Here is a 26,493-nt window from a genome sequence, read left to right as displayed (position 1 = left end):
AAAATTTTTTCATACAAAGCCCGAGGTTCTTATAGAACCAGTCAAATGGATTGGTCAGGCAGGGAATTTTTCACTTATCAATTACACAAACGCAGGGCAAACTTTTATTATATGGGCTACCATACTCTTTATAGTAAAAGGCTAGCTATTATTTACCCTATTTGGTGGTGTTTAAATGGAGTTAAATTCACCGCGATTTATAAACAGGGGCAATGCCACTACTACACTGGAAAATTGTATGAACGGTAACCGAACAATGCCACCCAAAAACGGACAGGAAATCGAAACAGATACAAAGGCAGTAAAGATGGTACAACAGGCGCTAGTCGACTTGGGTTATTTGACAACTTATGATGAAGTCGACGGCCAGGTTCGGACCAAAAACAAGCAATGCGATCTCCCGATTTAAATTTGATCGCCAACTACTTCCTGCTGACGGGGTGGTGGGACGGAAGACTTCCGCCGCTTTGGACGCAGAGTTTCCGACCTCCCTACTAATTCCGGACCGATTACTTCGTTCGTCACCAAAAAGCGATTGGACACCGATATTGCAGACTTGCTGAACCAATTACGGGGATTTTCGTTCTTAACCTGGGCCGGTAAAACGGCCGATTTTGCGTTGCATGAATTGGACAACCATAATCTGGTCGGAATTGTTCGATTGTCGAAAGCTCAACATCTTAAGGACCAACTAAATGATCTTATTCATCAAGCAAGGATAGATCAAGCCATAGTTGTGATGAATAGTAACCATACTATTCAGGCAATTACAGGTATAGTTCAACAGCCCAATTGGATTAGGGGATTTATACTTATCAGTGATGATTTGCTTACTCTATCGAAACCTGGAGACGAAAAGCACATTGAGGCCATGCTAGTTCTGGCTCATGAACTGACGCATTTCCGTAATCGAGTATTGAGTCAAGACTTATTATCAGAACCGATCACAGCTGACGATTACGTGAATCCAGTACTTGCAGAAAGCTCTTTCCTAGATCATGGTGTTAATACTGAAAGTGTACGGACGAAATTCATTGAGGAAATCTGTTGTCGTCATGTTTCCTGGCGCGTTCATCAGGATTTAATTGAAGACCACGCTAGACAACGAATTAATGCTGGCGTCATTGTTCGACCACATGCACTAGAAGATTTGAAGTCAAATCTTACTGTTGGGAGTTTAATTTCGTGCGGCACTAAAATTGGCCGAAACTTTGCATACTTATTCTGACAACAGCTATATGGAGGCTAACCTAGGGCCACCGCGGCGTGACTTTAATCACCAGGTAGGACTTTTTTGGTTCAAGTCCGTGACACGCATGTTGTTCCACGACGATATGACCAAGAATAACGAGGTCCGTACCCTGATTAACAATGAGTTTGCTGTTGCACAGCCGCAATTTGAAACGACCGATGCCATCCCGATGGGGCTAGATTTTTTTAGATCTTCTCAATAATCTGCTTATCTATGATCGCCCATGATTGACGTTTTCCTAGATCAATTCAGATGAAAATGGTTATAAATTCGTCTAATTAAGCCATGAAGGTAAAACATTTATAAGTAGGGATGAAACTAAATTATTTTGGGCGGATTTCTCCCTATGGTGAAGTTGCCCTTTTTTCATCATATGAATAGCTTCGGTGCTTCTTAAAATCAGGGTTGCTACTATGAAACGATTCAATCCTAATTGGAATGACCCTTTTTTCTTTATGAAACCATGATCTTGCTTCACGATATTATTGAGATATTTATAATTGCCTTATCTTTATACCTTCAAACATACTAATCTTTAGCTTCTGCTTTTTCTCCGAAAATTCCGCAAAAAACTTGAGTGTGGGGTAGAATGAGTTCAGGACACTCCACCGAATTTCTCAAAAATAATGTAACAATCATGGACTATGGATATTTCCAATCTATGCTTAAGTATTTTTGCCTTCAATTACAATTAAAATTTCCAAACCAAGAGGTTATATTAAATTGTTATATACCGGAATAAACAAGTATTTATGATTATAAAAATTTTTACTAGAGTCTTGCTGATGATTCAGTTCGGACATAACTATAACCCTTCGAATACAACATCTTATCTTATATACAAATCTAGCTCTTGATAAAGCAAAAGACAAAAGAAGTGCTTAATAAAATGATTTTGGAAGTATACTGCAAAAGCCGACTGCTATTTACTTGAAGTGAACCCAAAAAGTTAGACACTTTATTTAATTAGGCAGCCTTGAGGGCATGAACCCGGTAATCTACTGGGCTCATACCTTTTAATTTCACTTTGATTCGTCGGTGATTATAATAATGGATATAATCCTCAAGTTCTTGTTTGAAATGCTCCATGCTTTCGAACTTCTGTAAATAAAGTAATTCAGATTTTAGTAAGCCAAAGAAGTTTTCTATGACCGCATTGTCTAAACAATTTCCTTTTCGGGACATACTTTGAGTAAGACCATGTGTTTTCAGGGCTTGTGAATAAGATTTCATTTGGTAATGCCAGTCTTGATCCGAATGAAGAATGGGGGAATCTTTGGATTCCAATCGAATAAAGGCTTGGTCGAGCATCTTGGAGACTAAGGGATAAATAGGACGTGATTCGATATTGTAAGCAATGATCTCTCCATTTAAATAAGTCTAGAATAGGTGATAAATACAACTTCTCACCGTATAAATGAAACTCAGTTACGCCCGTGACCCATTTTTGATTGGGCTTTGTTGCTTTAAAATTGCGATTGAGAATATTGGGTGCAACCTTTCCAATCTTACCTTTGTATGAAGGTATTTCTTCATACGGACCAGACACTTTAGCCCCAACTCCTTCATCAATCGAAGAACCGTTTTATGGTTCATTTGAATCCCTCTATTACGTAATTCCAATGTAATGCGTCAATACCCGTATCTCCCTTTATTCGTATGAAATATCTCTTTGATAACTGGCTTAATTTCTTCGTATTTATCCTGACGCCCGAAGGTGTTTATCCAATAATAATAGGTACTCCGTGCGAGATTTACGACGGACAGAAGTAGCTTTGCTTTAGCCACTTATTAATAGTAGAAGGAGAAGCAATGTTATACACAGCAGCTGCATGGGTACTAGACACTCCAAAATCGTTCATATAGTTTAGTACATCCATCTTAAAGCTAATATCATAATTTGTATAGGTAGACATTTGCCCTTCTATACCATGTTCTTTATAATGCGCCACCCAATGCTTTAAAGGAGTCAAACTGGTATTAAATTGTTTTGCGACAGTTCTAAATGAGTCAACTCCTTCTAAATAAGCAAGGACAGCTTTTAATTTTAACTCTAATGAATATTTTGTCATAAAAAATAGCACCCCCAATTGTTAGATGGTGTCTAACAATTGGGGTGCAGTTCAACTGTGGTCGGCTTTTGAAAAAAGAATAAACAAGATTTCTATATTAGAGCTATGTTACATATACCACTATGGCAGATAACCCCAATTCTTAAAAATGCACATAAAAGCAGCAATGATGATTCATACTTAATTTGAAGACATGGACATTCATGAATCTACCTAATTAGAAGGAGGAAAAACTATGCGTTTAAAAAAGACGACGGAACAGATTTCCACAAATATAGATCCGCGATTACAAAGAATTATTGAACAAAGTCAACGGGAGGTGGATACTCGAACTTTTGAAACCGATGCTGAGAGTAAGGTATCGGTTATCGCAAAAGTTAAGGACGTTGAAGCTTGGAGCGCACTTGCCGGTGTCCACCAAACTAATGATATCTCTATAGCACCAGATAAATCCGGTCGAATCGTGACAAGTAAAGTGTCCGTAAATGAATTAGAGAACATACGACAATCACCCGGTGTGTTAAGCTTGAAAGCCACTCGACCAGTTAAACCCTTACTAAATAAAACAACGGAAGAGATTGAAGCCGGGAGTGATTTCCTGCCGCCAGGCACGGCAAAGGAACATGGAGGAGAGGGGATAGTCGTTGGTTTAGTAGATTATGGCTGTGATTTCGTTCACCAAAACTTTCGAAATCAAGACAATTCCACAAGGATACTCGCCCTCTGGGATCAGGGTGATGAGAAAGTCACTGGTAGTTCAGATCAAAATGGCAGGGTCTTCACTAGGGACGAAATCAATGATGCCCTGAATTCTCCCCAGCCATATGAAGCCCTAGGTTACCCTGAAAGTGGACCTTTTCCAAGCAATCCACCCACTCCAAACGGTTATGTACATGGTACACATGTCATGGATATAGCTGCCGGAAATGGTAGCGGAACTGGTATCCCTGGTGTGGCTCCGAATGCTGATTTAGTATTTGTGGAACTTGGAAGTGACATTCCAAGGGGAGTGGAAGATGTTGTTAATTCCATGTTTGGAGACTCTAAGAAACTTCTTGATGCGGTAAAATTCATTTTTGATGCAGCTGGAGAAAGTCCTTGTGTGATCAATCTCAGCTTAGGGACAAATGGTGGTCCACATGACGGAACAACTCTTGTCGAACAGGCGATAGACGGGTTATTAATTGAAAAACCTAATCGGGCAATAGTTATTGCGGCGGCAAATTCATATAACGATGGTATTCATGCTGAGGGTACAGTACGCCAAGGAGACTCTGTTGATCTTCACTGGCAAGTTGAAAATGGAGATTTTACATTCAATGAACTTGAAGTTTGGTATAACGGTGAGGATGAATTTGCTGTCGAGATTATTACACCTGATGGAGATAGCGTAGGTAAGATTCAGCTTGGGGAAAATGGAGTACTGGATGATAAGGGGGAAACTCTAGTTTTTGTGGCCAATCGGAAAAGCGACTCTACCAATGGTGACAATGAAATTGGTGTCTTTTTAGAGAGGGGATTACCTACAGGTACCTGGATCATTCGGCTTCATGGTACTAAAGTAAATCACGGTGTTTTTCATGCTTGGATTGAACGGGATCATCCTGATTTTCAATCTAGTTTTGCACCACCTCATGATAATACCCATACCTTAGGTTCAATCTCTTGTGGACATAAAAGTATTGTAGTGGGGTCCTATGACGCCCACGTTCCTAATGCTCCTCTCTCATCCTTTTCAAGTGCTGGACCAACACGTGATGGTCGACAAAAACCGGAAATTAGCGCACCAGGCCATAAAGTAATTGCAGCAGCTTCCGGTACTCTTAATGGAACGACTCAAAAGTCAGGTACGAGTATGGCGGCACCAGCAGTAACAGGCGTTATAGCGTTGATGCTTGCTGAAGCTCAAGCTAACGATATTAGTCTCACTATTGACCAAATTCGTGATATTATAGCGCAAGCAGCAAGAAGAAATCCTCCAGCAGACGAAGGATGGGATGATCGATACGGTCTAGGAAGAATTGACGCAAGTAAAGTTATCAAAGTAGTAAAAGAGATGGTGCCAGTATCGCCTTCATAACTGAGTGTTCCACAGCTACTTTGATTTGCAGAGAGAAAAACTATGCGTCTAAAAAGACTTTGGAACAGATTCCCACAAATATAGATTCAAGATTACAAAGAATTATGGAACAAAGTCAACTAGAGATGGATACTCGAGCAATTGAAACCGCTACTGAGAGAAATGTATCGGTTATAGCCAAGAATAAAGGACGTTGATGCTTGCAGTACAGTTTCCGTTACTTGTCAAATTTAAGAAGAAAGCCGTATCAAAGAATGATAAATTAATTTCGTCGACCTATGCTGTGTAAAGTATAGAATTTTTCTAAAGCTGGGTTGTTCCTACGGATTCCGTTATTAGTAAAATTAAATTAAAAATTAAAAATTTAAAGGATGAAATCCCAGTGGTTTCATCCTTTTATGAAGATACTATAGGATCTCTTCATACGATGGACAATCTGTGAACGATAAATGCCTTGGTTTAGTACTTTTATGACTTGCATCAGCAACGATTCTCGGACATGTAACATCTAGAGATTAGTCTACTTAGAGATTTCGCTAATAAGACTGCCCAATGCAATGGGGTGAAGAAATACCCGACAGGAACTTTCTAGCCTTTAGCCAGTTCGATGTAGCAGTAGTCCGAGATTAAAGTTTGGTGCCGCCAATAAATCAGGAAAACTGAATAACTCTGGAAGAATTTTATTATTGTAATCACAACTTAACTATTGGAGTTTTTCTTTCCGCTTTTTTAGCTGAATAGTTTCAATAATAGTAGCAAATGATATTAGTGTGAAAATTCTATAATTGGAGGTCAAATAAAGTGCCTAAAGGATACTCGTTACATATTGGATTAAATTCAGTTGATCCACAAAATTATTCTGGTTAGGATGGGAAGTTAAATACCTGCGAAGCAGATGCTGAAGATATGGAATTAATAGCAAAATCATTACATTATGATAATACCAATACGCTCTTAACAGCCGATGCTACAATCGATAATGTTGTTAATGAAGTTAAAAAAGCCGCATTACCTTTAGAAAGTGGAGATATTTTTTTCCTTTCTTATTCCGGACATGGTGGGCGTGTTCTGATCAATAAAATGATGAAGCCGACGGTTTTGACGAAACCCGGTGTTTATATGATGGGCAATTCTTAGACTACGAAATACACGCTCTTTGGCATTTTTTTAAGGAAGATGTAAGAATTATTGTCTTATCAGATTCTTGTCATAGTGGAACAATAACTAGAGCTCATTATTACGGTTTAAATGATTTCTCCAATATTGATCCAGTAAATCATATAACCTATCGATTTATGCCACTTGGTATTAGAAATAGAACCTTTGAAAAAAATAGAAGTTTTTATGCTGAAAGAAAGACTCAAGTTAATGAAAGAAATGATAATGAATTAAAGTGCTCAGTTAAATTAATATCTGGTTGCCAAGACAATCAACTTTCAGCAGATGGAGCTTTTAATGGATTATTCACTGCAAATTTATTATCAGTATGGAGAAGTGGAGTATATGAAGGGAACTACCAAAAATCCCACAGGAAAATTGTAGAATCCATGCCGCCTGATCAAACTCCAAACCTTCCAGATATTGGAAAGAGTAATCCAACTTTTGATAATCAACCATTTGTCATTTAGTTAATTTTAAATATTATTATTTTTAATAATTAGATTGATTAAGGGAGGAATGACGATGAGTTTTATATACGTAGTCTACAGCGGAAACGGTCAAATCTTCGGCGTGGAACCAAACGGCAATCTACGCTGGGACAAATATGATGGCGACGGGGAAAATCGTCCCGACGGCTCAGGAAGATGGCACCCCAACTCGAGCAATACCATCGGAAGGGGCTGGTAGTGATTTCTGTCGTTCGTGATTCTTAAATTCGCTTGCCATACTTATTCCAAAGGGTTCCAAGTGTTAAGATGAATTTGTACCCATATAAGGAAAAAACGCTATGCTTATCGAAAGAAGTTTACGAGAAAGGAAGGCGTTTCTGATGTATCCTATCATTCAAATGAACTGAATCTCTTCGCACAAGAGCTACAATATTTTTATCTCCAGTAGTCCTACAAGACATAGCTAAACAAGTTGGCTTTGTACAGCGATCTAGTAAGTATCAAACAAACGAACTCATTGCCCTTTGCGTATGGCTCAGTCGGAAATTGCTAGCACATCACTTACATAATTGTGCAGTCGGTTAGAAGCTTATACTGGGGTACTAATGAGCCCAGAAGGACTGAATCAACGCTTTAATCCAGCAACCGTCACATTTCTTCGAGAAGTCTTTACTTCTCTTCTCACACAAAAACTCTGTTCAAATCAATCGCTTTCTGCACACATGATTTCTTCTTTCAATCGTATCCGTATTTTAGATGCGACAGTGTTTTAACTGCTGATCATTTCGCCACTGACTATCAAGGTTCAGGTGGGAGTAGTAATACGGGAGGAGTGAAAATCCAATTGGAATATGATTTACTAAGTAATCGCGCAAGCGGTAATACTCTTTTTAGAAGTCTTCCTCCTTTTTTTACGACGGACCAGGAACGTTCTAATGTATCAGTTCCCACAGTATCGACAACTAGATCTACATCTTGGACAATTTTCTCAAATGATTCAGAGGTATAATCAATTACAGTGTCAACTCCTAATGAGTACAGAAAATTTACATTTTTCGTTGAACAGGTTCCAATGACATGTGCTTCCTCCCATTTGGCCAATTGGACAGCAATCATACAAAACCCACCGGCTGCCCCATGAATCAGTACCTTTTCACCTTTCTTTAATTCGCCTTCACTAAATAGGGTTATTTAGAACATTTTCCCGAGCATGCGAATAAGAATAATAATTTAGTAGCGTTTTATGCTAATGCAGCAGTAGATATTTTTTCTGATGAAATGAAACAACCTTTTGGGTGGACAGGTCAATGGAGTATTGCAAAACCAGAACTTGAGCCATCAGAAAAATTTATTGCTTTGGACGTTGGGAAACAACAAATAATAAACTTTGCAAGGAATCTTTCAATATCCCTAGGAAATGGCATCAGATTTGAACCAATTTTCATTAGAATTCATGCTGTTTTCAAAAAAGAAAACCAATTATTAATTAATGACATCTCGGATTCAGGAAGTTTATATTTTTCCAGTTGGTTGAAAAATAAATTGAGTAGAATAAGGGTATTATATTTCATAGTTGCAAAAAACATATAAGTAGGGGGTTGCAAAAAAACATAATATATAAGTAGGGGAGTATTAGATAGGCGAATATGGAAGTGACCAATTTGTTGGCATTGTAAAAAACGGAAAATTCCAGATTCTAGTACCAGAGTCACACTGTCTTTCTGTCACATTGACAGAAACAAAATGGAAGCTGTGATACCAAAAGAAATGGATCTTTCCAAATATGAAGGTTAAGCCTTAGCGATTAAGGGACACCAAAGTGGAAACTGGATATGGGCAAACCAAGTAATGGAACAAGCGGGACCTATCTTAACATCTATAGTTGAACAGGCTTATGGACAAGATTGCAACGTACAATAAGATGTTTATTTTCGAAATTAGCTCCAATTTTAACTTTTGGGGAAACGCGGACATTTTAGCCAGATATGCTGACCGTGCTCAGTCATCTAGATTGAATCCATAGAAAGCATTGATGAACCCTAAATGGTTGAAGGTCTGGCTGTGGTACGATTCGAGCAAAATGTTGCAGTCTTACTTCCTTGAGCTGCGCAGTTGTCCCCTATTTTCAAGAAAAGTTAGTCGACAAAATCTTTCTGGAGGTTACTTACTATGGCAATTCAGAATCCTTATACAGATGATAGTGTATTAGGAAATGCATGGGAGCAAGGATATTTGGCCGGCTTTACCGAGCCCGAGGTCGATCACTTCCGTCCGTTTGCTCCCGATCTTCTTCAGGTATATCAGGAAGGCGAACAGACCGGTCGCGATGATCGCCGTAGCCTTCCGCCTCCGCCCGATGGCGGGGGAATTGATGAACAGGGCGGGCATAGCGACCTGGCCGAAGTGGCCAAGGAACTGGGTCTCCATACCCTCGGCCACGGGTTCTTGGAAATGATTTTCAAGGAAGCCGGAGGGCTCATCTCTCTGGTGCTGACTGCTCTGACGATTCCCACCGATACCCCAATTGAACCGCTTGAGGAGGACTGGAGTGGGCCTGCGGATCAGCCCGACGACATCTACGTCGCCATATGCCCGCGGGAGGATCACCCGCTGGTTATGCATGGAGTTACCAACGAAGGTTACTGGGCAGGTCAGGGACACCAATTCTTTTCCGATGCCTTGGCGGATATGCAGGCACATGAACATGCCGAGGCGTTTGTCGCCCGCTGCTCTGTTCCTGAAGGAAGTTGTGGAGCAGTCTGGCCAGGTCAGGGACAGTAATAGCTAGGATTTCTAGCGCAACTGAACAGATTCTGAAACAAATCGGCTGGGGAGTGTTCAATCAGAATTGCCAGATTTGTTTATATTGACACTTGGAATTTGAAGAGGGTAATAGGGTAAAACAAAAAAACAGACCTTTTCAAATTTATACATCCCGTGTAGAAATAAAATCAACTTGACCATTTGAACTTACAAGAAATACGCCTATTTTGGAATTATTTAAAAAAGGAATTGATTGGTTGCAAGACATTAACAAATAAAAAGGGGAAACCCTTATATATTAAGGATTTCCCCGTTTCTTTTTTGAATGGAGCATAGGGGGCTCAAACCCCTGACCTCTACGCTGCCAGGAGAGGGAGCGTTACCTCTATATTTATTTTTGCTGCACGGATTGGTTATAGGAGCGTGATGGGTACATTCAGAGTTGTCATAAGCATCTTATGGAGCTGACCGTGAGCAACAAGAAATAAAACGCTTGATTGCTGCAGCTGAAGAAAAGAGGCCGTGGTGGAAGCGTTGATTCAGCCATCCATAAAAGAAAGGAGTGCCCAAAGGCAAACAGATTGGCAGGGGTCTGTTGCAAAGTTTTTTTACACATAGAGACATGGGGAAATTGTGGTCAAATTTTATGAAACCGTTAATAAATTCTGTAATTCGTTATACGCCGAAAAGACGGAGTCTGATTGAAGACTTCGTCTTTGTTTGTATATGGCATGAAGCGTTTCTATCCCTTTTATCGTACGTGAGGCATGACGAAGACTTTGAAATCCTAAGGAACGAGCGAAACGGCGCCTCACGTGTCGATGATCTTGCTCAATGAGATTATTGAGATATTTTGTTGTACGATGAAAGGTATTTTTGTAAAAGTCTATCCTCTGTAATTTTTTTAAATGAGCAAATGAAAGAAGGAGCCTTATCTGTAGTCAGAACCATTGAACCAGTCTTTTCATAAAAGCATATGCCGCTTGTGTATCTCTCTTTTTACGCAGTTGAATATCAAGCGTTTGCCCCTCTTTGTCAATGGCACGATATAAATAACACACCATTTTCCTTTGACTTTAATATAGGTTTCATCCAAACGCCAAGATAACTGTACCGTTTTGTTTTTCTTTTTCCAAATCTGATACATCAGATTGCCATATTCATGTACCCAGCGCATAATCGTTGTGGGATGATCTGAAATACCACGTTCCTTCAGAATTTCAGACACATCACGATAGCTTAGAGAAAAACGACAATAGTAGCCAACGGCTACTAAAATGATATCTTTCTTAAACTGTTTTCCTTTAAAATATCTCATCTTGTCGTGCTCCAACTCATTTTTTCTAAAATGTAACGTGGTTTAGAGAACTTTGCAACAGAACCGTGGTTGCTCAAGCCTTCTTTCGAAGCTACAGTAGTTGACAAGAAGGAAAAGTAAGAACACTCCTCCATAGTCTAATTGTTGTAAATTTTGTTTATGAATGAATTAAGAATCTGTGTTTTTTTTGGAGTGGTATAAATGAAGAAAAGTCTAGCAAGTGTATATCCAGAATTGGCCAATGAATGGGACTATGAATTAAACGGTGATATAAAGTCTAGTGATGTTCCTCCAAAAGGAAGACAGCATGTATGGTGAAAATGCAAAGAAGGAAATGCAAGTGGAAACAGAAGAATAAATACACCTAAAAATTTAGCTGATGTAAATCCTACACTTGCGAATGAATGGTATCCAACTAAAAATGAAAAAGGCCCACAAGATTACTTTGCAAACTCTTACTTTAAAGTTTGGTGGTTATTTATGTAAAAAGTGCATTCACGAATGGGGTGCACGAATATACAATAGAAATGGTAATCGTAGTGGATGTCCGAACTGTTATGAGAACAGTCATAACGATAGAAAGTAAGGAGCATAAGGGAAAACTGTTATCACTTTCAGTGATATGCTTAAAGAGCCTATTGTTTAATTGATATAAGGACCTTAAAGCGTGACAATACATGTACATCCATTATCCTTTTACTTTTATGTCCGTTTCATCTACTTTGCACGAATAATTTGTTTGGGATGACGCCGGATTCTCTTATCCAATTCAGACCCGTATTAGAGTATCGCTTTAAGATTTGGAAATAATTTTAGTTACCTTTGGTTTCTCGATTTTTTGTTAGATAACTGAATATATTTGTTTATATTACTTCAAGGAGTTGAACGAAATGGCAATCCGCGACAGAGGTATTTTAAAGTGGTTACCAAAGTTCTCTTCCCGATGATGGTCATTACAACGTGAAGCTAAACTGGATGAACTTCGCCAATTAGGCTATTACTAGTAAAGCAGGCAAGACCTAAATAAAATATACTTTTCTTAAGAGGAAAGTATATTTTATTTAGGTCTTTTTTATTTTTCTTTTAATAACAAGGGGATATTTTTTTCAAAATGGGAGAGATTCAAATATGAATTAATAATGAGGAACTTGGTAAATGGGGTTAAGGAAGGTAACAGAGTCCAGCTGAAACATTTGGATTATAAAAAAATCATTTATTACCATTTCGTGACATCTTAAATCTTATATAAGAACTTAGTCAGGGTGGACAAGGTGTAGACAAGATTCACGTATTAAATATTTCTCACCGGTCAAACTATAAGAGGTAAACTGTATAGAAGATGTTCAGGACACCATGATTTCAAGAAGAAATTGGTCGAATATGTCAAGGAAATTAACAGGTGGAAAGAAGGCCCTACGGATCCTTTATCGATGAAAATAATTCTTTCCATTGCTACTATCACTGCCGTTAATGGATGGTTGAAAAATCAACATACAAAGGAAGTATGGGCGTTTATCATTGTACTTGCAGAAATTGCGGATGAAATGATGACACACTGCTATATGCCGAACAAAGGGTGAAACTGGTTGAATTTATTTTGCAATGTAAAGAGACTTGATGTCAGCTGACGGACTTATAATAATCCAAAGGGGGATAAATATATGGGAAGAGATATTACACAATGTCATCCAAGTTTACAGGCCTTAGCAAAGAAATTGATTCAGGAATGTGCAAATCAGGGTCTTAAAATTGCAATTGGTGAATGTTTTAGAAGTGTAGCAGAACAGGATGCTTTGTATGCACAGGGACGCACAAGACCCGGAGATATAGTGACAAATGCAAGGGGAAGCACCTATTCCAGTATGCACCAGTGGGGCGTTGCCTTTGACTTTTACAGAAATGACGGTGAGGGCAATTATAATGAATCCGGCGATTTCTTCACAAAGGTTGGTCAGATCGGTGTCAGCATCGGTCTTGAATGGGGCGGAAATTGGAGATCCCCCGTGGACAAGCCGCACTTCCAGCTTCCAGATTGGGGAAGTACACCAAGCAGACTGAAATCAACTTACGGAAATTTTGACAACTTCAAAAACACATGGGGAACTGCTCCAATAACTGTATAAACAGTACCGGAAACGACAACGTAAAAGCGCCACAAAGGCTTTAAACATGTCTTTTAGTACAGGTCTTAGTTGGTAGTGTATGGGGTGAAAATAACTGCGCCCGGCAAGTTACTACATTTGTTCGACCATAACTAACTCCAACTCGTTTAGTTAATCATTTTATAGTGGAGTAAAAGATTGAAAATGAGGAATATAAAGCACTACGAAAAAATATGATGAAGATGTTTTTAATAGAAAAAAACTGAAGGATGGTTTAAAACAGAGATAGAGTAAGCCCCTCTCGATTAGGAGAAGGGGTCTTGATTTATATCTTGGATAGATTTCCACTGTCTCCCGTCAATGTATGGTCTGTTCGTAATCTGCTTTATTTGGACTAGATGTTTATAGTTTTCTAACCCTATACCTATGTAAGCTGGAATATAGATCCTAATACCGGGCCTAATAAGTTTAGTCAATGCCTGTATTTTTTATTAAGACGGTTCGCCTCCCCCTAACTGTTAAAGGGAAGGAGTTTATCGAGGGCTAGGAAGATAAACTATAGAACTTGACCATCCAGAACCCTTTGGTACTAATTCCATAATAGTTGCCATTTTCAACTGGAAGTAGCTTAAAAAAGCTCCTAAGTTAGAGGATAAGTATGTTTAAAGTAACCAGAACCAATTCCAGATATCCTTAATATGAGTAGGGCAACAGCAATCCGCAAGAATAACTTTGTTGTGGGCATTGACTTTGATGCGGTACATCAGGATGCTGAAACAGCAAAAAGGAACCGTTGCCCTTTCTATATGATCTCACCAACCCAAGCCAATGGATAAAGAACAAAACACTATTTCTATTAATAACAATGGAAATGTGAGGTAATTAAATAAGGTTTAGAGTTTTACCGATAGTGGACAGCACTTAATTATAATTCACTAACTCGACAACAGGGAAAAGTAATACTAAAATAGAATGTTTGCCTTATTTCCTTTAGTTTTTGCGATAGAGACAAATCAAATTTTCCACGATTCAACCAAAGAAAACATAATAAGAAACCTTGCCTCGGAAGGCGTTTTTTTTTAGGTTGAAGTTGGGACAAGCGTAAAAAAGATTGAAAATCAAAATCTAATTGGAACGGAGACTACTAAAGCAGAGTTTATTGATGTAAAAAATTCTTATAAGTAGGTGAAATGAATTGGCAACAAACACTGTTTTACCATTGGCAACCCTTAAAAGAAAAATGCTTGCTTTAACGTCTTATTATGAAACGTCAACCATCGAACCTGATACCTTTGGGGTTACAGCAGGAAATTTTGATGGCGCAGGGCTTTCGTGGGAGCTCTTCAGTTTAATTTTGGTTTGACCGCACCCAAAAACACGCTTTCCCCAGTTTGGCAGGATTTAATAAACAAGCACCCGACAGTAACAAGGGGAGCATTCAGCAAGCAAGCTGATTATGATTATTGGCGAAATCTCATTCTTGCAAACGTTTATGCAGACTTAAAAACCTTTGGAAAAAAAATCACTGACCCTACAAACAAACATAGAGTTATTGAGCCATGGAAAACAAACTTTATGAACTTGGGACGCGCTTAAGAAAGTCAGGATAGGCAAGTACAGAGCGCCGAAGGGTATTATGACCTAGCAGGAATTTGGAAAAATGAATTTGGACTTTGGAGTAGGCGAGGTTATGCCCTGCTTTTTGATATTGCCGTACAAAGTGGGTCAATCGACCAAGCTACCATGGACTTAATCAAAGCCGATTTTCAAGGGTTAAGTCCGACCTTATCAAGAGAACAGCGAGCAACCGAGAAAATGCGAATCATTGCAAACCGCCGAGCAGACGCCGTTACTAGTAGATGGCAAGCCTCTTACCGTGTGCACAAATTGGCAATAGCAAATGGCAATGGATCTGTCTATGGGGACACTCTTTTCATGGACACCTCAAAATATGACATGGTTTTAGAGCCTGCCTTTGAAAGTGATATCAATGTAGCGCCAATTCCATCTCCTTTACATGTTTAACAAGGCCGAGTAGTAACAAGCGTTTGAAGTAAGGATAATAGGACGAATATTTTGATAAAAGCCCTTTCTAAATGAAGGGCTTTTATGCATTGATTGAAACGATAGAATGGGAGTATTAACGGGTATTAGCGCATCCACAAAAACAACGTATGAAACTGGGTGCATCGACCCTTAAAATCGATTTCCCATTTTAGTATAAAGTTTTTGTCATTAATGTCGATCAATTCTTTCAGGGTTAAAGTCATTTTAAGATATACCTAGACCACCCGTTTTTGTATTTGTTTCTATTGTTCCCAGTATAACAACAACCTCACCGTAATTATACGGTGCAACAATTTTTGCATTGTCTACTTGGACAAGCATCCCATCTAAGCTCTCATATAAGTTTAATCCTATCTTCCTCATGGCAAAACATAGAGTTATCGATTACCTCTGTAGACGAATACGGTCTTTACCAATAACAACCGGTGCTGCGAGCTTATTCCTTGCTGTAACTTGAATGGCACTTACATTAATTTATGTCACAGGCAAATCGGTTTGCTGTTTATCATCAATAGCCGTTTAATACCCATCTTTAACATAGACGCTGACTTTTTTATCACACTCTTTCTTTTTGATTTAAAAAAATAACTATATTTTTTTTGTTAACGTTGGAGAATTGTAGACTGAATCCCTTAAAGTAATTCCTCTCCTGAAGCAATACTTTTATTAATAAGACCATATAAGCCTTGCCCTTACTATGTATGGTAGATATTCACCCAATTGTATATGGACAATTATCCAAAATATCTATGGCCAAATATTATAAAAGAAAAAGTTGATTGATAACAGGAGGAATATACTTTGTATAAAAAATTAATTAGACCAATCCTGAATAATGGTCCGTATTCACTTCTTTATCCATCTCAATATTGGGGTAGAGCAGACTGCTCCCCCCCCTCAGCCCCCTTTGTTATCGGCGGTAGTGTGAAGACGAGGGATCTCTATTTCCATAACAAGACCAATGCAACCTTGTGGGTTGTCTATGCCGACTACGAGAACAACTGTGAGGGGCGTGTCCAATGGAAGAAGCATGGCTGGTACAAGGTGGACCCCGGAAAGCAGGTGATGGTGAAGATGAATGTGTTGGACGTGAGAATGGGGGACATGGTGAGCATGCCGATCAAGAATCACGAGTTTCTCTACTACGCAGAGGACGATATCGGACACAAGTGGTCTGGCGAGTGCTTCACCCAAATCCCTAGTAATTCTTTCCATTGGTGCTGGAACACGGGCAGTACCAACAGTAGAAATCTAGGGCTGAAGAAGGAGATCATCAGCCCGTTTGACGAGAGCTTCACATTGGGTTTTAAATTAAGGGAAAGATAATACGCTATTCATTCATTATCTAGTCAATGGATAGTGTTTATCATTTTTAGAGATATAGGATTTTTAAGGCTTAATCGGCATGTGTTGCTAGCCCTGTTTTATGTTGTACTGCTAACAGAGTATTGGGTGAAGGAGGGAAAAGCCTCGAGTATTGCGGAGCAGTCCGCCTATATTATCTCCTTCGGTCCAATCCGGATCGAAAAAAATTGATGAAGGTCATTCATGTAGGAAATGACGTATTAGAGGACTTCTTTTTTTAAGAGATGGCTCAGGTACTCGTTCTGTAAGTGTAGTAACAAAAGGAAAGCAGACACAAAGAACAATAAGACTCATGCTACCCATTTCGTATGTGACCATTTAAAATTTAAAAAGGGGAGTGATTAAGTTGTTCAATCAAAGCGAACTTACTCACGAATTGCGACAGCAGATTTTTAAAGCCGGATGTCTCAACCAATGGACACGGCTCAGGCTGAATACTAATGAAGGAACATGGTTCATGCCGTTAGACTTAACTCAGCAAATTCAAAGCAGAGTTGTCTTAGGGCTTATTAATCCTGGAGATTACACTACCGCAGTTGAGCCTAGTGGCACGTGGAACAGGCTAGGTCTAATAACTGGTAAATCAATACATTTTTTCCGGTTGCAAGAGATGGAGATTGGTGGAGAGGTTGGATTTATACTCCCGACTACTTGAGTGCAATGTGCCAACCGTTCCCAAGTCTCGCACTCCTAGAAGGGACGCCGTGGTGGAAAAATGTATTTTAGCCAAACAGGCTTCAGTGTAAGCGGCACATATAATTATAAAGACGCCCAAGGTAGAACCATAACGGGTAGAATTGTTGGCGGTGCGCTTTGGGGAAATACATTAGGAGGACAATGGATAGATGAAGGTGGAGGAAGCGGAAGATTTTTATTTACATTTGAAGCAACATCATTTAGAGGATCATATGGCAGTGGAGAAGCATTTGGAGGCAACGCTTGGAATGGCACAAGGTGTTAAATCTTTTATATTAGAAAATCAAGGCACTAGGATACTTTCTGTGCGCTTGACAGTGTAAAGGACATCTAAGTCGATTTTATTGTATTGGAACAAATATATTAACCCAAACGAAACTCCTTGTATATCAAGGAGTTTCGTTTGGGTTAATATAGAAAACATCAACTAGTACAATCAACATATTGGATTGAGTTGTTATATTGAAACTAGCATATTATATATTGAATTTAAGTTATGGGATCGATTATGAACTAAGGCCTGTTACAAAGTAGACTAAGCTGTCAGAAGATGATGTAACAGGCGCAATTATTGATATTTTCGAACAAAATCGGAATTCCTGCGGCACTCGCAAGATTAAAGTTGAGCTGCACAAACGTGGATTCACTACGTCCAGACGCCGCATTATGAATGAACAAGGACTTGTTTCTTTCGTACACGACTGACTGTTTAAACCGCAGAAAACATCTTGCAATGAGTCAGCCTAGGGAAATGAATTGAAACGAGTTTCAGCAGGCAGAAGTGAAAAAAGTGATCATGAGCGATTTAACAGATGTTAGAGTCAAAAACATATGGCATTATGTATGTATCTTTGTCGACCTCTTTAACCGTGAAATCATTGGCTTCAGCACGGGTCCGCATAAGCAACAAGGACCTGCAACTAGTTTGCAAGGTCCTTGTTTATTGACAAATTATCTTAATTAATCTGGTGGAAACTTAACCAAACTATCATTTAACTAACAGGGGGAAATATAAAATAGGTTTATTTACAAGTAAGATTGCAGGAGTTATTATCACAGGTTCAACAATTTGATTAGTGGGTTTAGGATTACCATTCACAGGATCTCCAATTCTAGATGACGCTAAGAAGGACGTTAAAGATTTTGGAAATCGCTTAGTGCAATTCAAAGAAAACGAAGGATCATTTATAGAAAAAATTAACTCACTAAAAATTAATGCTAACCATGAAATGGACTAGCAAATGCTTCAATTGCTAATCTAGAGGGTGAAAAGGCTGATCTAAAGGATCAAAAAGCTGATCTAGAAGCTCAAAAAATAGAACTAAATAATAAAATTAATGAACTGAATAATCAAATGTCTGATTTAAGTAAACAAATTGTAGCATTGGTTACAAAATTAAATACTGAAACAGCTAACCACCAAGCCACTAAGGATCAGTTGGCCATCAAAACAGCTGAATATGACGCAAAAGTTTAAGAGATTGCTACAGCTAACAATACAATTAATAACTTAATGCTACACTTAAATACGCAGAAGAAAAGGCTGGACAAGCTGATAAGTTAGTCGCTGAACTTGAAAAAGAAATTCAAAAGGCGAATAAAGAAGTGGAAAAACACGGAAAATAGGTTGGAAAGGTAAAAAATAAAACTGAGGCAGCTGAACCAATGACTAAGGAAGTAGTGGATGCAGTAGATATCACTATAGATAAAGCGGATACACCATCAACAGAAGAAATACAAAAATAACAATGTCAATTAGTGTAAAATTTCTTATTTCGTCTCAAAATATAAGATTACTCGTTGCAATGAGATACAATAAAAGCCTCTAAGGAAATGGCTTAGAGGCTTTTACCTCTGAATGAGACTGGTCCTGGACAATCGTATTCAGATTCAGAGATCAAAATAAGGAGTACCTATATTATACAATGAACAAGTGTGAATGTTCTGTGAAATGATACGTGTAAGATGTGTACTTTTTTTGAACACTTTTATTCTGTCTCACTACTACAAGATTACTTGTCAATTTGAGACAGTGGATTTTATATATTTACAACTTCCTATAATTTATCTTATGTAAAATAAAAAAACTTAAAATATAAAAAGTGTAATCTAGAGACTACGCTCCCCCATTTACGGATCAATCTTCAGAACTATCAGCTATTACAGCGCAGCCCTTATACTTATCTTGATGATATAGAGGATATGTTGCCATTTACTAAGTTTCAATTAGCTAAAAAATAGTATGAGTACGGTCTTACAATCAAGGATAATTATTTCAAACACCTACTACTCTCTCTCTTATATGGCGTTTCTTGTCAAAATTAAGATAAAGAAAATTATGGTAATTCAGGGACTTATGTATTAGTATGTAAAAGTAAATAGTTCTTAATAACGAATATCGGAGGGGGGAACGTGCGTAATAAAGGTGTTTTATCTTTGGTTGCTGTAGGCCTATTTGCTTCATTATTGTCTGTAGGTGTTGTGAAGGCCGAAGGAAACGAAAACGGATTGGCAAGGAAAGCTATTGAACGTCAAGTGGAAAAAACACTTAAAAAAGGTTTCGTTGATTCTAAAACATTTAAACAACTTGAAAAAGAAGTAAATGGTTCTCAACCGCAATCAGTTAAAGGTTCTAACAAAATGAGTAGAATGAGTAGTTCTTCCGGCGATGAATATATTTTTGAAACTGAGTACAATGATGACTTTGACTCAGCAGACAACGCATCATACGAAAAAGGAACAATCGGTCAATTGCTTCCTTTGAATGATGTGGATTTTCATAAAATAGATGTTCCTAGTAGTGGAGTTTTATTAGTGGCTGGATTATCTGACTCATATGTTATTGATCTAGTATTTGCGGCTGTGCAAAAAGATTTTGTTACAAATAGTAACTTAGAATATTTAGGTAGTGAATTTGAGGATGGTGTTGAAGTACAAGCGTACCAAGCTAAAAAAGGAACCTACTATGTGGGAGTTATAGACCAAGATAACGAATACATTGACGATAATACTGAATACGACATTTATGCTACCGCAACAGCATTTGTAGACAATGTTAACCCATCTAAGCCAACTGTTTATAAGGTCGACAAAGACAAAGTTGTCACTGGTAAAGCAGAAGCTAATTCAACTATAACTGTTAAAAGTGGAAGTAAAGTGTTAGGCTCTACAAAAGCAACATCTAAAGGAACGTTCTCTGTTAAAATTGCAGCTCAAAAAGCAGGTACTAAACTGACAATTACAGCTAAAGATAGTGCAGGAAATGTGAGTTCAAGTGCAACGGTAACTGTTGTGGACGTTATTGCACCAAGTAAGCCAGCAGTAAATAAGGTTGACAATAATGATAAAGTTGTTACTGGTAAAGCAGAAGCTAATTCAACTATAACTATTAAAAGTGGAAGTAAAATGTTAGGCTCTTCAAAAGCAACATCTAAAGGAACGTTCTCTGTTAAAATTGCAGTTCAAAAAGCAGGTACTAAATTGGCAAGCACAGCTAAAGATAGTGTAGGGAATGTGAGTTCAAGTACAACGGTAACTGTTGTAGATATTATTGCACCAAATAAGCCAACAGTAAATAAAGTCGATGACAATGATAAAGTTGTTACTGGTAAAGCAGAAGCTAATTCAACTGTAACTGTTAAAAGTGGAAATAAAGTGTTAGGTTCTGCAAAAGCAAGTTCTAAGGGGAGCTACTCAGTCAAGATTAAAGCACAGAAAAAAGGAACTACACTTTCAATAACTACAAAGGATAAAGCAGGGAATACTAGTTCAAAGGCAACTACTAAAGTTGTAAAACATTAAGTTCAATATAACAAAAAGGGAGCCTGGTGGTTCCCTTTTTTCATTTGGAAGGCCTTAGTGAGTCATAATAATACTCGTTAGCACATCTTAATTTGTCCCAATATGTAGAATGGTAGGTGTCTCTATAAGGGATAAGGGAGTACTATACCTAAAGAGAGTTACATGTTTTATATGATTGTTTGTCAAAATCAGAACCCATTCGTATTGAGGTAGAGGTACGATAAGTGATTGAGAATGCTTTGCGACCATTATATAGAGAAAATATAGATGTTTGAAAACAATTTATAGAAATCAAAATTTTTTTAAATACAAGCCATTGGGAATTCCAATGCTCATTCTCTCCCTATAATATAGAAAGGAAGTTTTGTGTATGTTGCTGGCAACTACAAAAGAATTGATTTTATTAACGTTTAGATGGATGACTAGGTAATACAGATTGAAATAGTTGTTTAGTTAACGAATGACAAGGCTGTTGAAGCTTGGAAAATTGTTCAATAATTTCACCTTGATCTAATACAAGAATTTGTGAAGCTATAAAACGAGCTACTTGTATATCGTGTGTAATAAATAATAAACTCAGTTGTTGTTTCTCAGCAATAGTTGAAGCAGTTGTAATATTTTTTTTTGTAATACTAGATCTAAGCTACTTGTTACTTCATCTAATATAAGTATAGATGTTTAGTGGCTATTGCTTTAGCAATGGCCAAACGTTGTTGTTGACCACCACTCAATTCTTCTGGATAGCGCTGGAGCAAAGATGGTTCTAATCCGAGAGTATCCAATAAGTAAATCAATTCGTTTCAAATTTTTTAGTGGCCCCCTACAATCCTGCTTCGAGTAGTTGTTTCGTATGTGGGTGTTTAGGAGAATCAAAGCAAGTATAAACATCGGTATATTCAATTACTTCGCCATTATAAATTACTGCAACATCATCTGCTAATGCTGCAATCACTCCAAGATCCTGTGTAATTAAAAGCATTGTTAGTTGTTCTTGGTTTTGTAGCGTCCGTAACAATGCTAAAATATTATACTGATATGCTCCTGCTCAGCAATGCCTTCCGCAATCAGCCACTCCAAAAATAATTTATAATCAAGAACGTAATTCAAGAGGGTGGAAGGAGACCGAGTATCCAATTTATTGTCTACATATTCAACGATATAGAAAGGCATGGACTTAACCAGCTGTTCCAATTTCTGCTCATGGACTTGATGTTGTCTGGTATTGGCCATTGATTGATCCAGCAACCTTATTTTCGGGACTAAGGCTATCCAATCAATATAAATATTGATTGGAAAGATCATCAGCAAGAGCTAAAATAAGGATTACTATCAGAAGACTGTTAATGAAGTATGGTTATCCACCTGACCTTCAAAAATTACTTATATCGCATAAACTCCTAATTTAAAGGCACCCGAACGGGCTTTTCAAGCGAATATCCCTCAAATCCCCTTAATTCATAACTGTATATAAAAAAGGAAAAACTATATATTTTACATACTGCTATAGTTTTTCTATTAGTAACTCAGTCAGTTATTTTATATAAAACTTCCTTTACAGAAATTCTTATTCCTCTCCGGAGAAATGATCAAAGACAAATTGTTTAAATTGTCGAACTGCAGGTGATAAATATCTTCCCTCGACCCAAGAAACTCCAATTACCCGTTGGCACTGCGGCCATTGAATACGTATTTGCGATATTTCACTTTGGTCTGTCCCTTTCAGGGTCGGTAGAATTGAGATTCCCAGCCCGGCAGCTACAAGCCCTGCTACGGTGTTTGCTTCCTCTCCTTCAAATGTAATATTAGGTGTAATCCCTGCTTCCTCAAACAATTGCTCGACAGTTATGCGGAGGGAATATCCTTTTTTTAAAAGAATAAACGATTCTGCTGCAATTTCTTCTAACGTGATCGTTTCATAATTAGCGAATTTATGGCCTCTAGGGACTATAACAAAGAGTTCCTCCGTCCAAAGTTGCGCCCATTGGATTGGCGCTTTCATTCCCATAGGCGCAATTAGACAAAGATCCAATTCTCCTAATTGTAATTGCTCAAGAAGAGTATGGGATGGGCTTTGTGTGAGTTGAAAATTGATTTTTGGATAGTGCACACGAAAAGAAGCGATTAAATCTGGAATAAGATTCGTGCTCAACGTGTGTAGAAAACCAAGCGAGACTTGTCCTTGCTCTGGCTCGAGCAACTCTTGAATTTCTTGTTTACCTTTATGGAATTCCTTCATCATACTATCCACACTCTTTAAAAAGATGTGACCATATTGATTTAATCTAATTGAACGCCCTTGACGTTCAAATAATGGAACTCCTATTTCATCCTCAAAACGAGCAATAGATCGGCTAAGGGCAGACTGGGTGATTGATAACGCTTCTGCCGCACGCGTTACGTGTTGCATACGTGCTAGAGTTTGGAAGTATTCAAACTGTTGCCATTCCATCCATAGACACCTCTTTCATAAATCTGTTCATTCATTCCATATAATCATTAAAACCATTATTATAATGAATTATACATCATAAGATATCGGTGGTAATATAAAATTCAAGAACAGAATTTGTTAAAAGGAATGATTTTTTATGCAATATAGATGGTATAGGTTGATTGTATTATGAGATATATTCAACAAGGTACACCTGTCTTTCGCAAAACTAGCTTTGCTTTCTTTGCGGCTGGTTTCAATACATTTGCTATTCTTTACTGTGCGCAGCCTTTAATGCCAGAGTTCACTAAAGAGTTTAGTATTTCTCCAACTACTGCAAGTCTGTCACTTTCGGTCACAACAATAGCTCTGGCCATCAGCATGCTGGTTTTTGGTTCTTTATCTGAAGTATGGGGACGTAAGCCCATCATGGTTATTTCTATGATCGTTGCTTCGTTGCTTTGTATTCTTACAGCATTCAGCCCTAATTATCATCTTTTACTGATGTTTCGAACTATGGTAGGAATTGCATTGGCTGGCCTTCCCTCCATTGCAATGGCCTATCTTGGGGAAGAAATAGAGCCTAAAAGCCTTGGAACCGCAATGGGCCTATATATCAGTGGCAATGCAATTGGCGCTGTGTGTGGTAGAATTATCTCTGGTATGCTGAGCGACTACCTTGGTTGGCACATAGCAATAGGCGGAATCGGTCTAATAAGCTTAGTGGCCACATTGATTTTTTGGATTAGCTTACCACCTTCGAAAAATTTCCAACATCGTAAATTAGAGATTGGAAGGTTAGGGAAATCATTAATTGACCATCTCAAGGATCCAGAATTACTTAGCTTATATACGATGGGGTTTTTGCTTTTAGGAAGTAATGCAGCATTGTTCAATTATATTGGTTATGTATTAATTGCCCAACCTTATTCATTAAGTCAAACGTTAGTAAGCTGGATATTTATAGTTATGATTGTTGGAATGTTTAGCTCTGCCTGGACAGGGAAATTGGTAGATCGACACGGTAAGCAAAAAATATTAATCATTAATCTTTTGATTTCGTTCGTCGGAGTCTGTTTAACTTTGGATTCTGATTTGTTTGTGAAGATACTAGGACTTGGATTGTTTACTTTTGGATTCTTTGCCTGTCATTCGATTGCTAGTAGTTGGGTCGGACAACGTGCTTCACATAACAAGGCACAAGCATCTTCATTATATCTATTTCTTTACTACGCTGGATCGAGTGTAGGCGGAACAGTCGGAGGTGTGTTTTGGTCCATATTCGGATGGGATGGACTAATTGGCATGATTGCGGGATTCTTATTACTTGCTCTTATACTTTCAGTATACCTTTCAAAGCGCCAATACCGATACAAACATTATGATGTTTTAAGACCTCAGAACCCATTGAAACAAACCTCGGGTAACCCATGAATCGTCAATAAATAAAGGGGAGCACATATTAGCCTTTTATAATATGTACTCTCCTTTTATCTTATAATAAACTAAACCAGCTAATAATAACCCGAACATACATTCAACAAATGCAATATATATTCGTCGCCTTTTCGAGTACTATATAGAACTGTATTAGTCGATCCGGATGATTTGCCTCTTGAAATATATGAAAGGTAGGTTGTATCCGGAGAGTTAAAGGAACCAGACACTCAATCTAAATGAGTGTTTTTTTGTGCTGTAATCCACCGAATTATCTAAATTTTCCAAAATTACAATTGACCCAAATGGGACAGCTGATTTAGAATTGATATGTATATGAAATTGTGTTTTGTATATAAAACTAAATTAAAGGAGGAATATAGTTAGTTAGTGAATGAAGTGTTAAAAATATTTGATTGAGGGAGGTAAGTAATATGTTTAAGAAAAAATGGTTCGTTCTGCTTTGTTTGGTGTTTATAGTATCTGGATGCAGTTCAAGTGACGAAACTACTACAGATAAGAGGAATTCAGGAGGAAAAGCGGTAAAGCTTACTTTTACAGAACCTGCACGGTTGTTGTCGGTTGCCCCATTGTACGTAGCCATTGAGCAAGGATATTTTGAAGAGGAAGGAATTGAAGCTGAGATTGTGTCTGGTGGTGGAGGAGCACAAGTAATTGCTTCTGTATTATCAGGTGAAGCTCAGTTTGCGGTCTCAGGTCCTCGAAGTATGTTTACTCCTCTTGATAAAGGTGAAGAATTATTGGCGATTCAATCTTTAAATTCAGCGCTAACCTATCAAATTACTCTCTCTAAACAATATCAAAAGAAAAAGAATGTTTCTAAAGACTCATCATTTGAAGATAGAGTTGCTTCATTGAATGGTGCAACTATTGGTACAAACCTTGTCGGCGATTCTGGAGACGTATACACCCGGTATTTAATGCAATTGCATGGTGTTGATCCCGATACGCTTAAAACCGTCAAATTGGCAGGAGATGGATCGAAGATTGGCGGTATGCAGGAGGGGGTTGTTGACGGGGGAATAGCATCACCTCCGATGGGTTTACAAGCGGAAAGTAAAGATGTTGGTGAAATTGTAATCAATACAAGTGAAGAGCCAATGTATGGGAATATGGTCTGGGAAGCTGTTTTTGCTAAAAAGGAATATTTAGAAGAAAATCACGAAACATCTTTGAAAGTAGTTCGGGCGATAGGGAAAGGTATGGAATTCACACGTAATAATCCAAGAGAGGCAGCCGAATCAATCGTTTCTTATTTTGATGGAATTGATGTTGATATTCTAGAGGAATCACTAATCGGAATGAAAAACACTTTTAAAGGCTATGGGGAAATGAATCAAGAAGCTTGGGATAATGCCCAGGATCCATTAGTTGAATTTGGCAAGTTGTCAGGGGTTTCTACTAAACAGGATACTACTGAAGATGTTATTTGGACAAATAGTTATATAGAAGAAGCTTTTAAAAAATAGTTAGATGGA

26 protein-coding genes and 6 pseudogenes are annotated in these 26,493 nt (G+C 38.1%); 24 read left to right on the top strand and 8 right to left on the bottom strand.

Going from position 1 to position 26,493, the window contains the following annotated elements; all coding sequences use genetic code 11:
• Positions 1–175 precede the first annotated feature (175 nt).
• From QUF86_RS22970 to QUF86_RS22965, 3 genes are all read left to right on the top strand, one after another.
• Positions 176–409 carry a hypothetical protein gene (locus QUF86_RS22970; RefSeq protein ID WP_289335791.1) on the top strand — a complete coding sequence of 78 codons (234 nt, stop codon included), beginning with the start codon at positions 176–178 and terminating at the stop codon, positions 407–409.
• The gene (locus QUF86_RS28745; protein ID WP_353957679.1) at positions 351–563 is read left to right on the top strand and encodes a peptidoglycan-binding domain-containing protein; all 213 of its coding nucleotides are present in this window, start codon (positions 351–353) and stop codon (positions 561–563) included. The genes QUF86_RS22970 and QUF86_RS28745 overlap by 59 nt, the downstream gene beginning before the upstream one ends.
• A 98-nt stretch (positions 564–661) precedes the next feature.
• Positions 662–1,228 carry a hypothetical protein gene (locus QUF86_RS22965; protein ID WP_289335789.1) on the top strand — a complete coding sequence of 189 codons (567 nt, stop codon included), beginning with the start codon at positions 662–664 and terminating at the stop codon, positions 1,226–1,228.
• A gap of 990 nt (positions 1,229–2,218) precedes the next feature.
• Here the strand turns inward: QUF86_RS22965 and QUF86_RS22960 are convergent.
• Positions 2,219–3,324 (bottom strand): annotated as a pseudogene (locus QUF86_RS22960) (IS3 family transposase).
• Between the two features lie 235 nt (positions 3,325–3,559).
• Between QUF86_RS22960 and QUF86_RS22955 the strand changes: the two are divergent.
• The 4 genes and pseudogenes from QUF86_RS22955 to QUF86_RS22940 all read left to right on the top strand — a co-directional run.
• Positions 3,560–5,404, top strand: coding sequence for a S8 family peptidase (locus tag QUF86_RS22955; RefSeq protein WP_289335787.1), 1,845 nt, complete (start codon positions 3,560–3,562; stop codon positions 5,402–5,404).
• 906 nt (positions 5,405–6,310) lie between these two features.
• Positions 6,311–6,541, top strand: a complete 231-nt coding sequence (locus QUF86_RS22950; RefSeq protein ID WP_289335786.1) for a caspase family protein — start codon at positions 6,311–6,313, stop codon at positions 6,539–6,541.
• An 8-nt stretch (positions 6,542–6,549) separates the two neighbouring features.
• On the top strand, positions 6,550–7,032 hold the full coding sequence (locus tag QUF86_RS22945) for a caspase family protein (protein WP_353957706.1): 483 nt from the start codon (positions 6,550–6,552) through the stop codon (positions 7,030–7,032).
• A 385-nt stretch (positions 7,033–7,417) separates the two neighbouring features.
• Positions 7,418–7,975: pseudogene (locus QUF86_RS22940) on the top strand (transposase); the annotation flags it as partial.
• Here the strand turns inward: QUF86_RS22940 and QUF86_RS28985 are convergent.
• A pseudogene (locus tag QUF86_RS28985) lies at positions 7,963–8,130 on the bottom strand (NADP-dependent oxidoreductase); the annotation flags it as partial. The pseudogenes QUF86_RS22940 and QUF86_RS28985 sit on opposite strands and share 13 nt — an antisense overlap.
• Positions 8,131–8,292: 162 nt before the next feature.
• Here QUF86_RS28985 and QUF86_RS22930 point away from each other — a divergent pair.
• From QUF86_RS22930 to QUF86_RS28740, 3 genes and pseudogenes are all read left to right on the top strand, one after another.
• Positions 8,293–8,604 carry a hypothetical protein gene (locus QUF86_RS22930; RefSeq protein ID WP_289335784.1) on the top strand — a complete coding sequence of 104 codons (312 nt, stop codon included), beginning with the start codon at positions 8,293–8,295 and terminating at the stop codon, positions 8,602–8,604.
• 579 nt (positions 8,605–9,183) lie between these two features.
• On the top strand, positions 9,184–9,795 hold the full coding sequence (locus QUF86_RS22925; protein ID WP_289335783.1) for a hypothetical protein: 612 nt from the start codon (positions 9,184–9,186) through the stop codon (positions 9,793–9,795).
• 451 nt (positions 9,796–10,246) lie between these two features.
• A pseudogene (locus QUF86_RS28740) lies at positions 10,247–10,315 on the top strand (DUF3967 domain-containing protein); the annotation flags it as partial.
• 106 nt (positions 10,316–10,421) lie between these two features.
• Here QUF86_RS28740 and QUF86_RS28980 read toward each other — a convergent pair.
• Both QUF86_RS28980 and QUF86_RS28975 read right to left on the bottom strand, forming a co-directional pair.
• A pseudogene (locus tag QUF86_RS28980) lies at positions 10,422–10,841 on the bottom strand (DDE-type integrase/transposase/recombinase).
• Positions 10,742–11,095 (bottom strand): hypothetical protein, encoded by a 354-nt coding sequence (locus QUF86_RS28975; protein ID WP_483313937.1) that lies wholly within the window; start codon positions 11,093–11,095, stop codon positions 10,742–10,744. Before QUF86_RS28975 ends, QUF86_RS28980 begins: the two are co-directional and overlap by 100 nt.
• 201 nt (positions 11,096–11,296) lie before the next feature.
• On the opposite strand from QUF86_RS28975, the gene QUF86_RS28970 reads away from it, so the two are divergent.
• The 11 genes from QUF86_RS28970 (at position 11,297) to QUF86_RS22880 (ending at position 21,126) form a co-directional block, all read left to right on the top strand.
• Positions 11,297–11,413 carry a zinc-ribbon domain-containing protein gene (locus tag QUF86_RS28970; protein ID WP_483313936.1) on the top strand — a complete coding sequence of 39 codons (117 nt, stop codon included), beginning with the start codon at positions 11,297–11,299 and terminating at the stop codon, positions 11,411–11,413.
• An 82-nt stretch (positions 11,414–11,495) separates the two neighbouring features.
• Positions 11,496–11,681: a zinc-ribbon domain-containing protein gene (locus QUF86_RS28735; protein ID WP_353957705.1), complete on the top strand. Its 186-nt coding sequence runs from the start codon at positions 11,496–11,498 to the stop codon at positions 11,679–11,681.
• 844 nt (positions 11,682–12,525) lie between these two features.
• The gene (locus QUF86_RS22915; protein WP_289335782.1) at positions 12,526–12,675 is read left to right on the top strand and encodes a hypothetical protein; all 150 of its coding nucleotides are present in this window, start codon (positions 12,526–12,528) and stop codon (positions 12,673–12,675) included.
• Positions 12,676–12,756: 81 nt separating this feature from the next.
• Positions 12,757–13,218 (top strand): M15 family metallopeptidase, encoded by a 462-nt coding sequence (locus QUF86_RS22910; RefSeq protein ID WP_289335781.1) that lies wholly within the window; start codon positions 12,757–12,759, stop codon positions 13,216–13,218.
• 1,174 nt (positions 13,219–14,392) lie between these two features.
• A complete protein-coding gene (locus QUF86_RS22905) occupies positions 14,393–14,560 on the top strand; it encodes a hypothetical protein (protein WP_289335780.1) in 168 nt (55 codons plus the stop codon).
• Entirely contained in the window at positions 14,530–14,793 is a 264-nt protein-coding gene (locus QUF86_RS22900) for a hypothetical protein (RefSeq protein WP_289335779.1), read from the top strand. Before QUF86_RS22905 ends, QUF86_RS22900 begins: the two co-directional genes overlap by 31 nt.
• A gap of 147 nt (positions 14,794–14,940) precedes the next feature.
• Positions 14,941–15,222 carry a hypothetical protein gene (locus QUF86_RS22895; RefSeq protein ID WP_289335778.1) on the top strand — a complete coding sequence of 94 codons (282 nt, stop codon included), beginning with the start codon at positions 14,941–14,943 and terminating at the stop codon, positions 15,220–15,222.
• Between the two features lie 843 nt (positions 15,223–16,065).
• Positions 16,066–16,590, top strand: a complete 525-nt coding sequence (locus tag QUF86_RS22890; protein ID WP_289335777.1) for a DUF1036 domain-containing protein — start codon at positions 16,066–16,068, stop codon at positions 16,588–16,590.
• 884 nt (positions 16,591–17,474) lie between these two features.
• Positions 17,475–17,648 (top strand): hypothetical protein, encoded by a 174-nt coding sequence (locus QUF86_RS22885; protein WP_289335776.1) that lies wholly within the window; start codon positions 17,475–17,477, stop codon positions 17,646–17,648.
• A gap of 217 nt (positions 17,649–17,865) precedes the next feature.
• Positions 17,866–18,030 carry a helix-turn-helix domain-containing protein gene (locus QUF86_RS28730; protein WP_353957704.1) on the top strand — a complete coding sequence of 55 codons (165 nt, stop codon included), beginning with the start codon at positions 17,866–17,868 and terminating at the stop codon, positions 18,028–18,030.
• A gap of 1,707 nt (positions 18,031–19,737) precedes the next feature.
• Positions 19,738–21,126, top strand: coding sequence for an Ig-like domain-containing protein (locus tag QUF86_RS22880; protein WP_289335775.1), 1,389 nt, complete (start codon positions 19,738–19,740; stop codon positions 21,124–21,126).
• A 659-nt stretch (positions 21,127–21,785) separates the two neighbouring features.
• On the opposite strand, the gene QUF86_RS28725 is transcribed toward QUF86_RS22880, so the two are convergent.
• The 3 genes from QUF86_RS28725 to QUF86_RS22870 form a co-directional block, all read right to left on the bottom strand.
• Positions 21,786–21,908: an ATP-binding cassette domain-containing protein gene (locus QUF86_RS28725; RefSeq protein WP_353957678.1), complete on the bottom strand. Its 123-nt coding sequence runs from the start codon at positions 21,906–21,908 to the stop codon at positions 21,786–21,788.
• Positions 21,909–21,946: 38 nt separating this feature from the next.
• Positions 21,947–22,078 (bottom strand): hypothetical protein, encoded by a 132-nt coding sequence (locus tag QUF86_RS22875; protein WP_289335774.1) that lies wholly within the window; start codon positions 22,076–22,078, stop codon positions 21,947–21,949.
• Positions 22,079–22,143: 65 nt separating this feature from the next.
• Positions 22,144–22,356 (bottom strand): hypothetical protein, encoded by a 213-nt coding sequence (locus QUF86_RS22870; RefSeq protein WP_289335773.1) that lies wholly within the window; start codon positions 22,354–22,356, stop codon positions 22,144–22,146.
• Positions 22,357–22,421: 65 nt separating this feature from the next.
• On the opposite strand from QUF86_RS22870, the pseudogene QUF86_RS28720 reads away from it, so the two are divergent.
• Positions 22,422–22,532: pseudogene (locus QUF86_RS28720) on the top strand (type I restriction enzyme endonuclease domain-containing protein); the annotation flags it as partial.
• A gap of 158 nt (positions 22,533–22,690) precedes the next feature.
• Here QUF86_RS28720 and QUF86_RS22865 read toward each other — a convergent pair.
• Complete coding sequence (locus QUF86_RS22865; RefSeq protein ID WP_289335772.1) at positions 22,691–23,575, bottom strand: LysR family transcriptional regulator; 885 nt, start codon at positions 23,573–23,575, stop codon at positions 22,691–22,693.
• Between the two features lie 171 nt (positions 23,576–23,746).
• Here QUF86_RS22865 and QUF86_RS22860 point away from each other — a divergent pair, with 171 nt between their 5' ends.
• A complete protein-coding gene (locus QUF86_RS22860) occupies positions 23,747–24,991 on the top strand; it encodes an MFS transporter (protein ID WP_289335771.1) in 1,245 nt (414 codons plus the stop codon).
• Positions 24,992–25,428: 437 nt separating this feature from the next.
• Positions 25,429–26,484: an ABC transporter substrate-binding protein gene (locus QUF86_RS22855; RefSeq protein ID WP_289335770.1), complete on the top strand. Its 1,056-nt coding sequence runs from the start codon at positions 25,429–25,431 to the stop codon at positions 26,482–26,484.
• Positions 26,485–26,493: the final 9 nt, after the last annotated feature.

Source organism: Peribacillus sp. NJ11, assembly GCF_030348405.1.
GTDB lineage: Bacteria > Bacillota > Bacilli > Bacillales > DSM-1321 > Peribacillus.
This window is presented reverse-complemented; position numbering and strand designations above follow the sequence as displayed.

Excerpts from the sequence above, each read along its gene's own strand:
- QUF86_RS22950 (WP_289335786.1), top strand. The coding sequence starts at position 6,311 with ATGGAATTAATAGCAAAATCATTACATTATGATAATACCAATACGCTC.
- QUF86_RS22870 (WP_289335773.1), bottom strand. The coding sequence starts at position 22,356 with ATGGCCAATACCAGACAACATCAAGTCCATGAGCAGAAATTGGAACAG.
- QUF86_RS28970 (WP_483313936.1), top strand. The coding sequence starts at position 11,297 with ATGAAGAAAAGTCTAGCAAGTGTATATCCAGAATTGGCCAATGAATGG.
- QUF86_RS22910 (WP_289335781.1), top strand. The coding sequence starts at position 12,757 with ATGGGAAGAGATATTACACAATGTCATCCAAGTTTACAGGCCTTAGCA.
- QUF86_RS28975 (WP_483313937.1), bottom strand. The coding sequence starts at position 11,095 with ATGAGATATTTTAAAGGAAAACAGTTTAAGAAAGATATCATTTTAGTA.
- QUF86_RS22860 (WP_289335771.1), top strand. The coding sequence starts at position 23,747 with ATGAGATATATTCAACAAGGTACACCTGTCTTTCGCAAAACTAGCTTT.
- QUF86_RS22955 (WP_289335787.1), top strand. The coding sequence starts at position 3,560 with ATGCGTTTAAAAAAGACGACGGAACAGATTTCCACAAATATAGATCCG.
- QUF86_RS22930 (WP_289335784.1), top strand. The coding sequence starts at position 8,293 with ATGAAACAACCTTTTGGGTGGACAGGTCAATGGAGTATTGCAAAACCA.
- QUF86_RS28735 (WP_353957705.1), top strand. The coding sequence starts at position 11,496 with ATGAATGGTATCCAACTAAAAATGAAAAAGGCCCACAAGATTACTTTG.
- QUF86_RS22895 (WP_289335778.1), top strand. The coding sequence starts at position 14,941 with ATGGACTTAATCAAAGCCGATTTTCAAGGGTTAAGTCCGACCTTATCA.
- QUF86_RS22855 (WP_289335770.1), top strand. The coding sequence starts at position 25,429 with ATGTTTAAGAAAAAATGGTTCGTTCTGCTTTGTTTGGTGTTTATAGTA.
- QUF86_RS28745 (WP_353957679.1), top strand. The coding sequence starts at position 351 with ATGATGAAGTCGACGGCCAGGTTCGGACCAAAAACAAGCAATGCGATC.
- QUF86_RS22885 (WP_289335776.1), top strand. The coding sequence starts at position 17,475 with ATGAAGGTGGAGGAAGCGGAAGATTTTTATTTACATTTGAAGCAACAT.
- QUF86_RS22915 (WP_289335782.1), top strand. The coding sequence starts at position 12,526 with ATGAAAATAATTCTTTCCATTGCTACTATCACTGCCGTTAATGGATGG.
- QUF86_RS22925 (WP_289335783.1), top strand. The coding sequence starts at position 9,184 with ATGGCAATTCAGAATCCTTATACAGATGATAGTGTATTAGGAAATGCA.
- QUF86_RS22970 (WP_289335791.1), top strand. The coding sequence starts at position 176 with ATGGAGTTAAATTCACCGCGATTTATAAACAGGGGCAATGCCACTACT.
- QUF86_RS22865 (WP_289335772.1), bottom strand. The coding sequence starts at position 23,575 with ATGGAATGGCAACAGTTTGAATACTTCCAAACTCTAGCACGTATGCAA.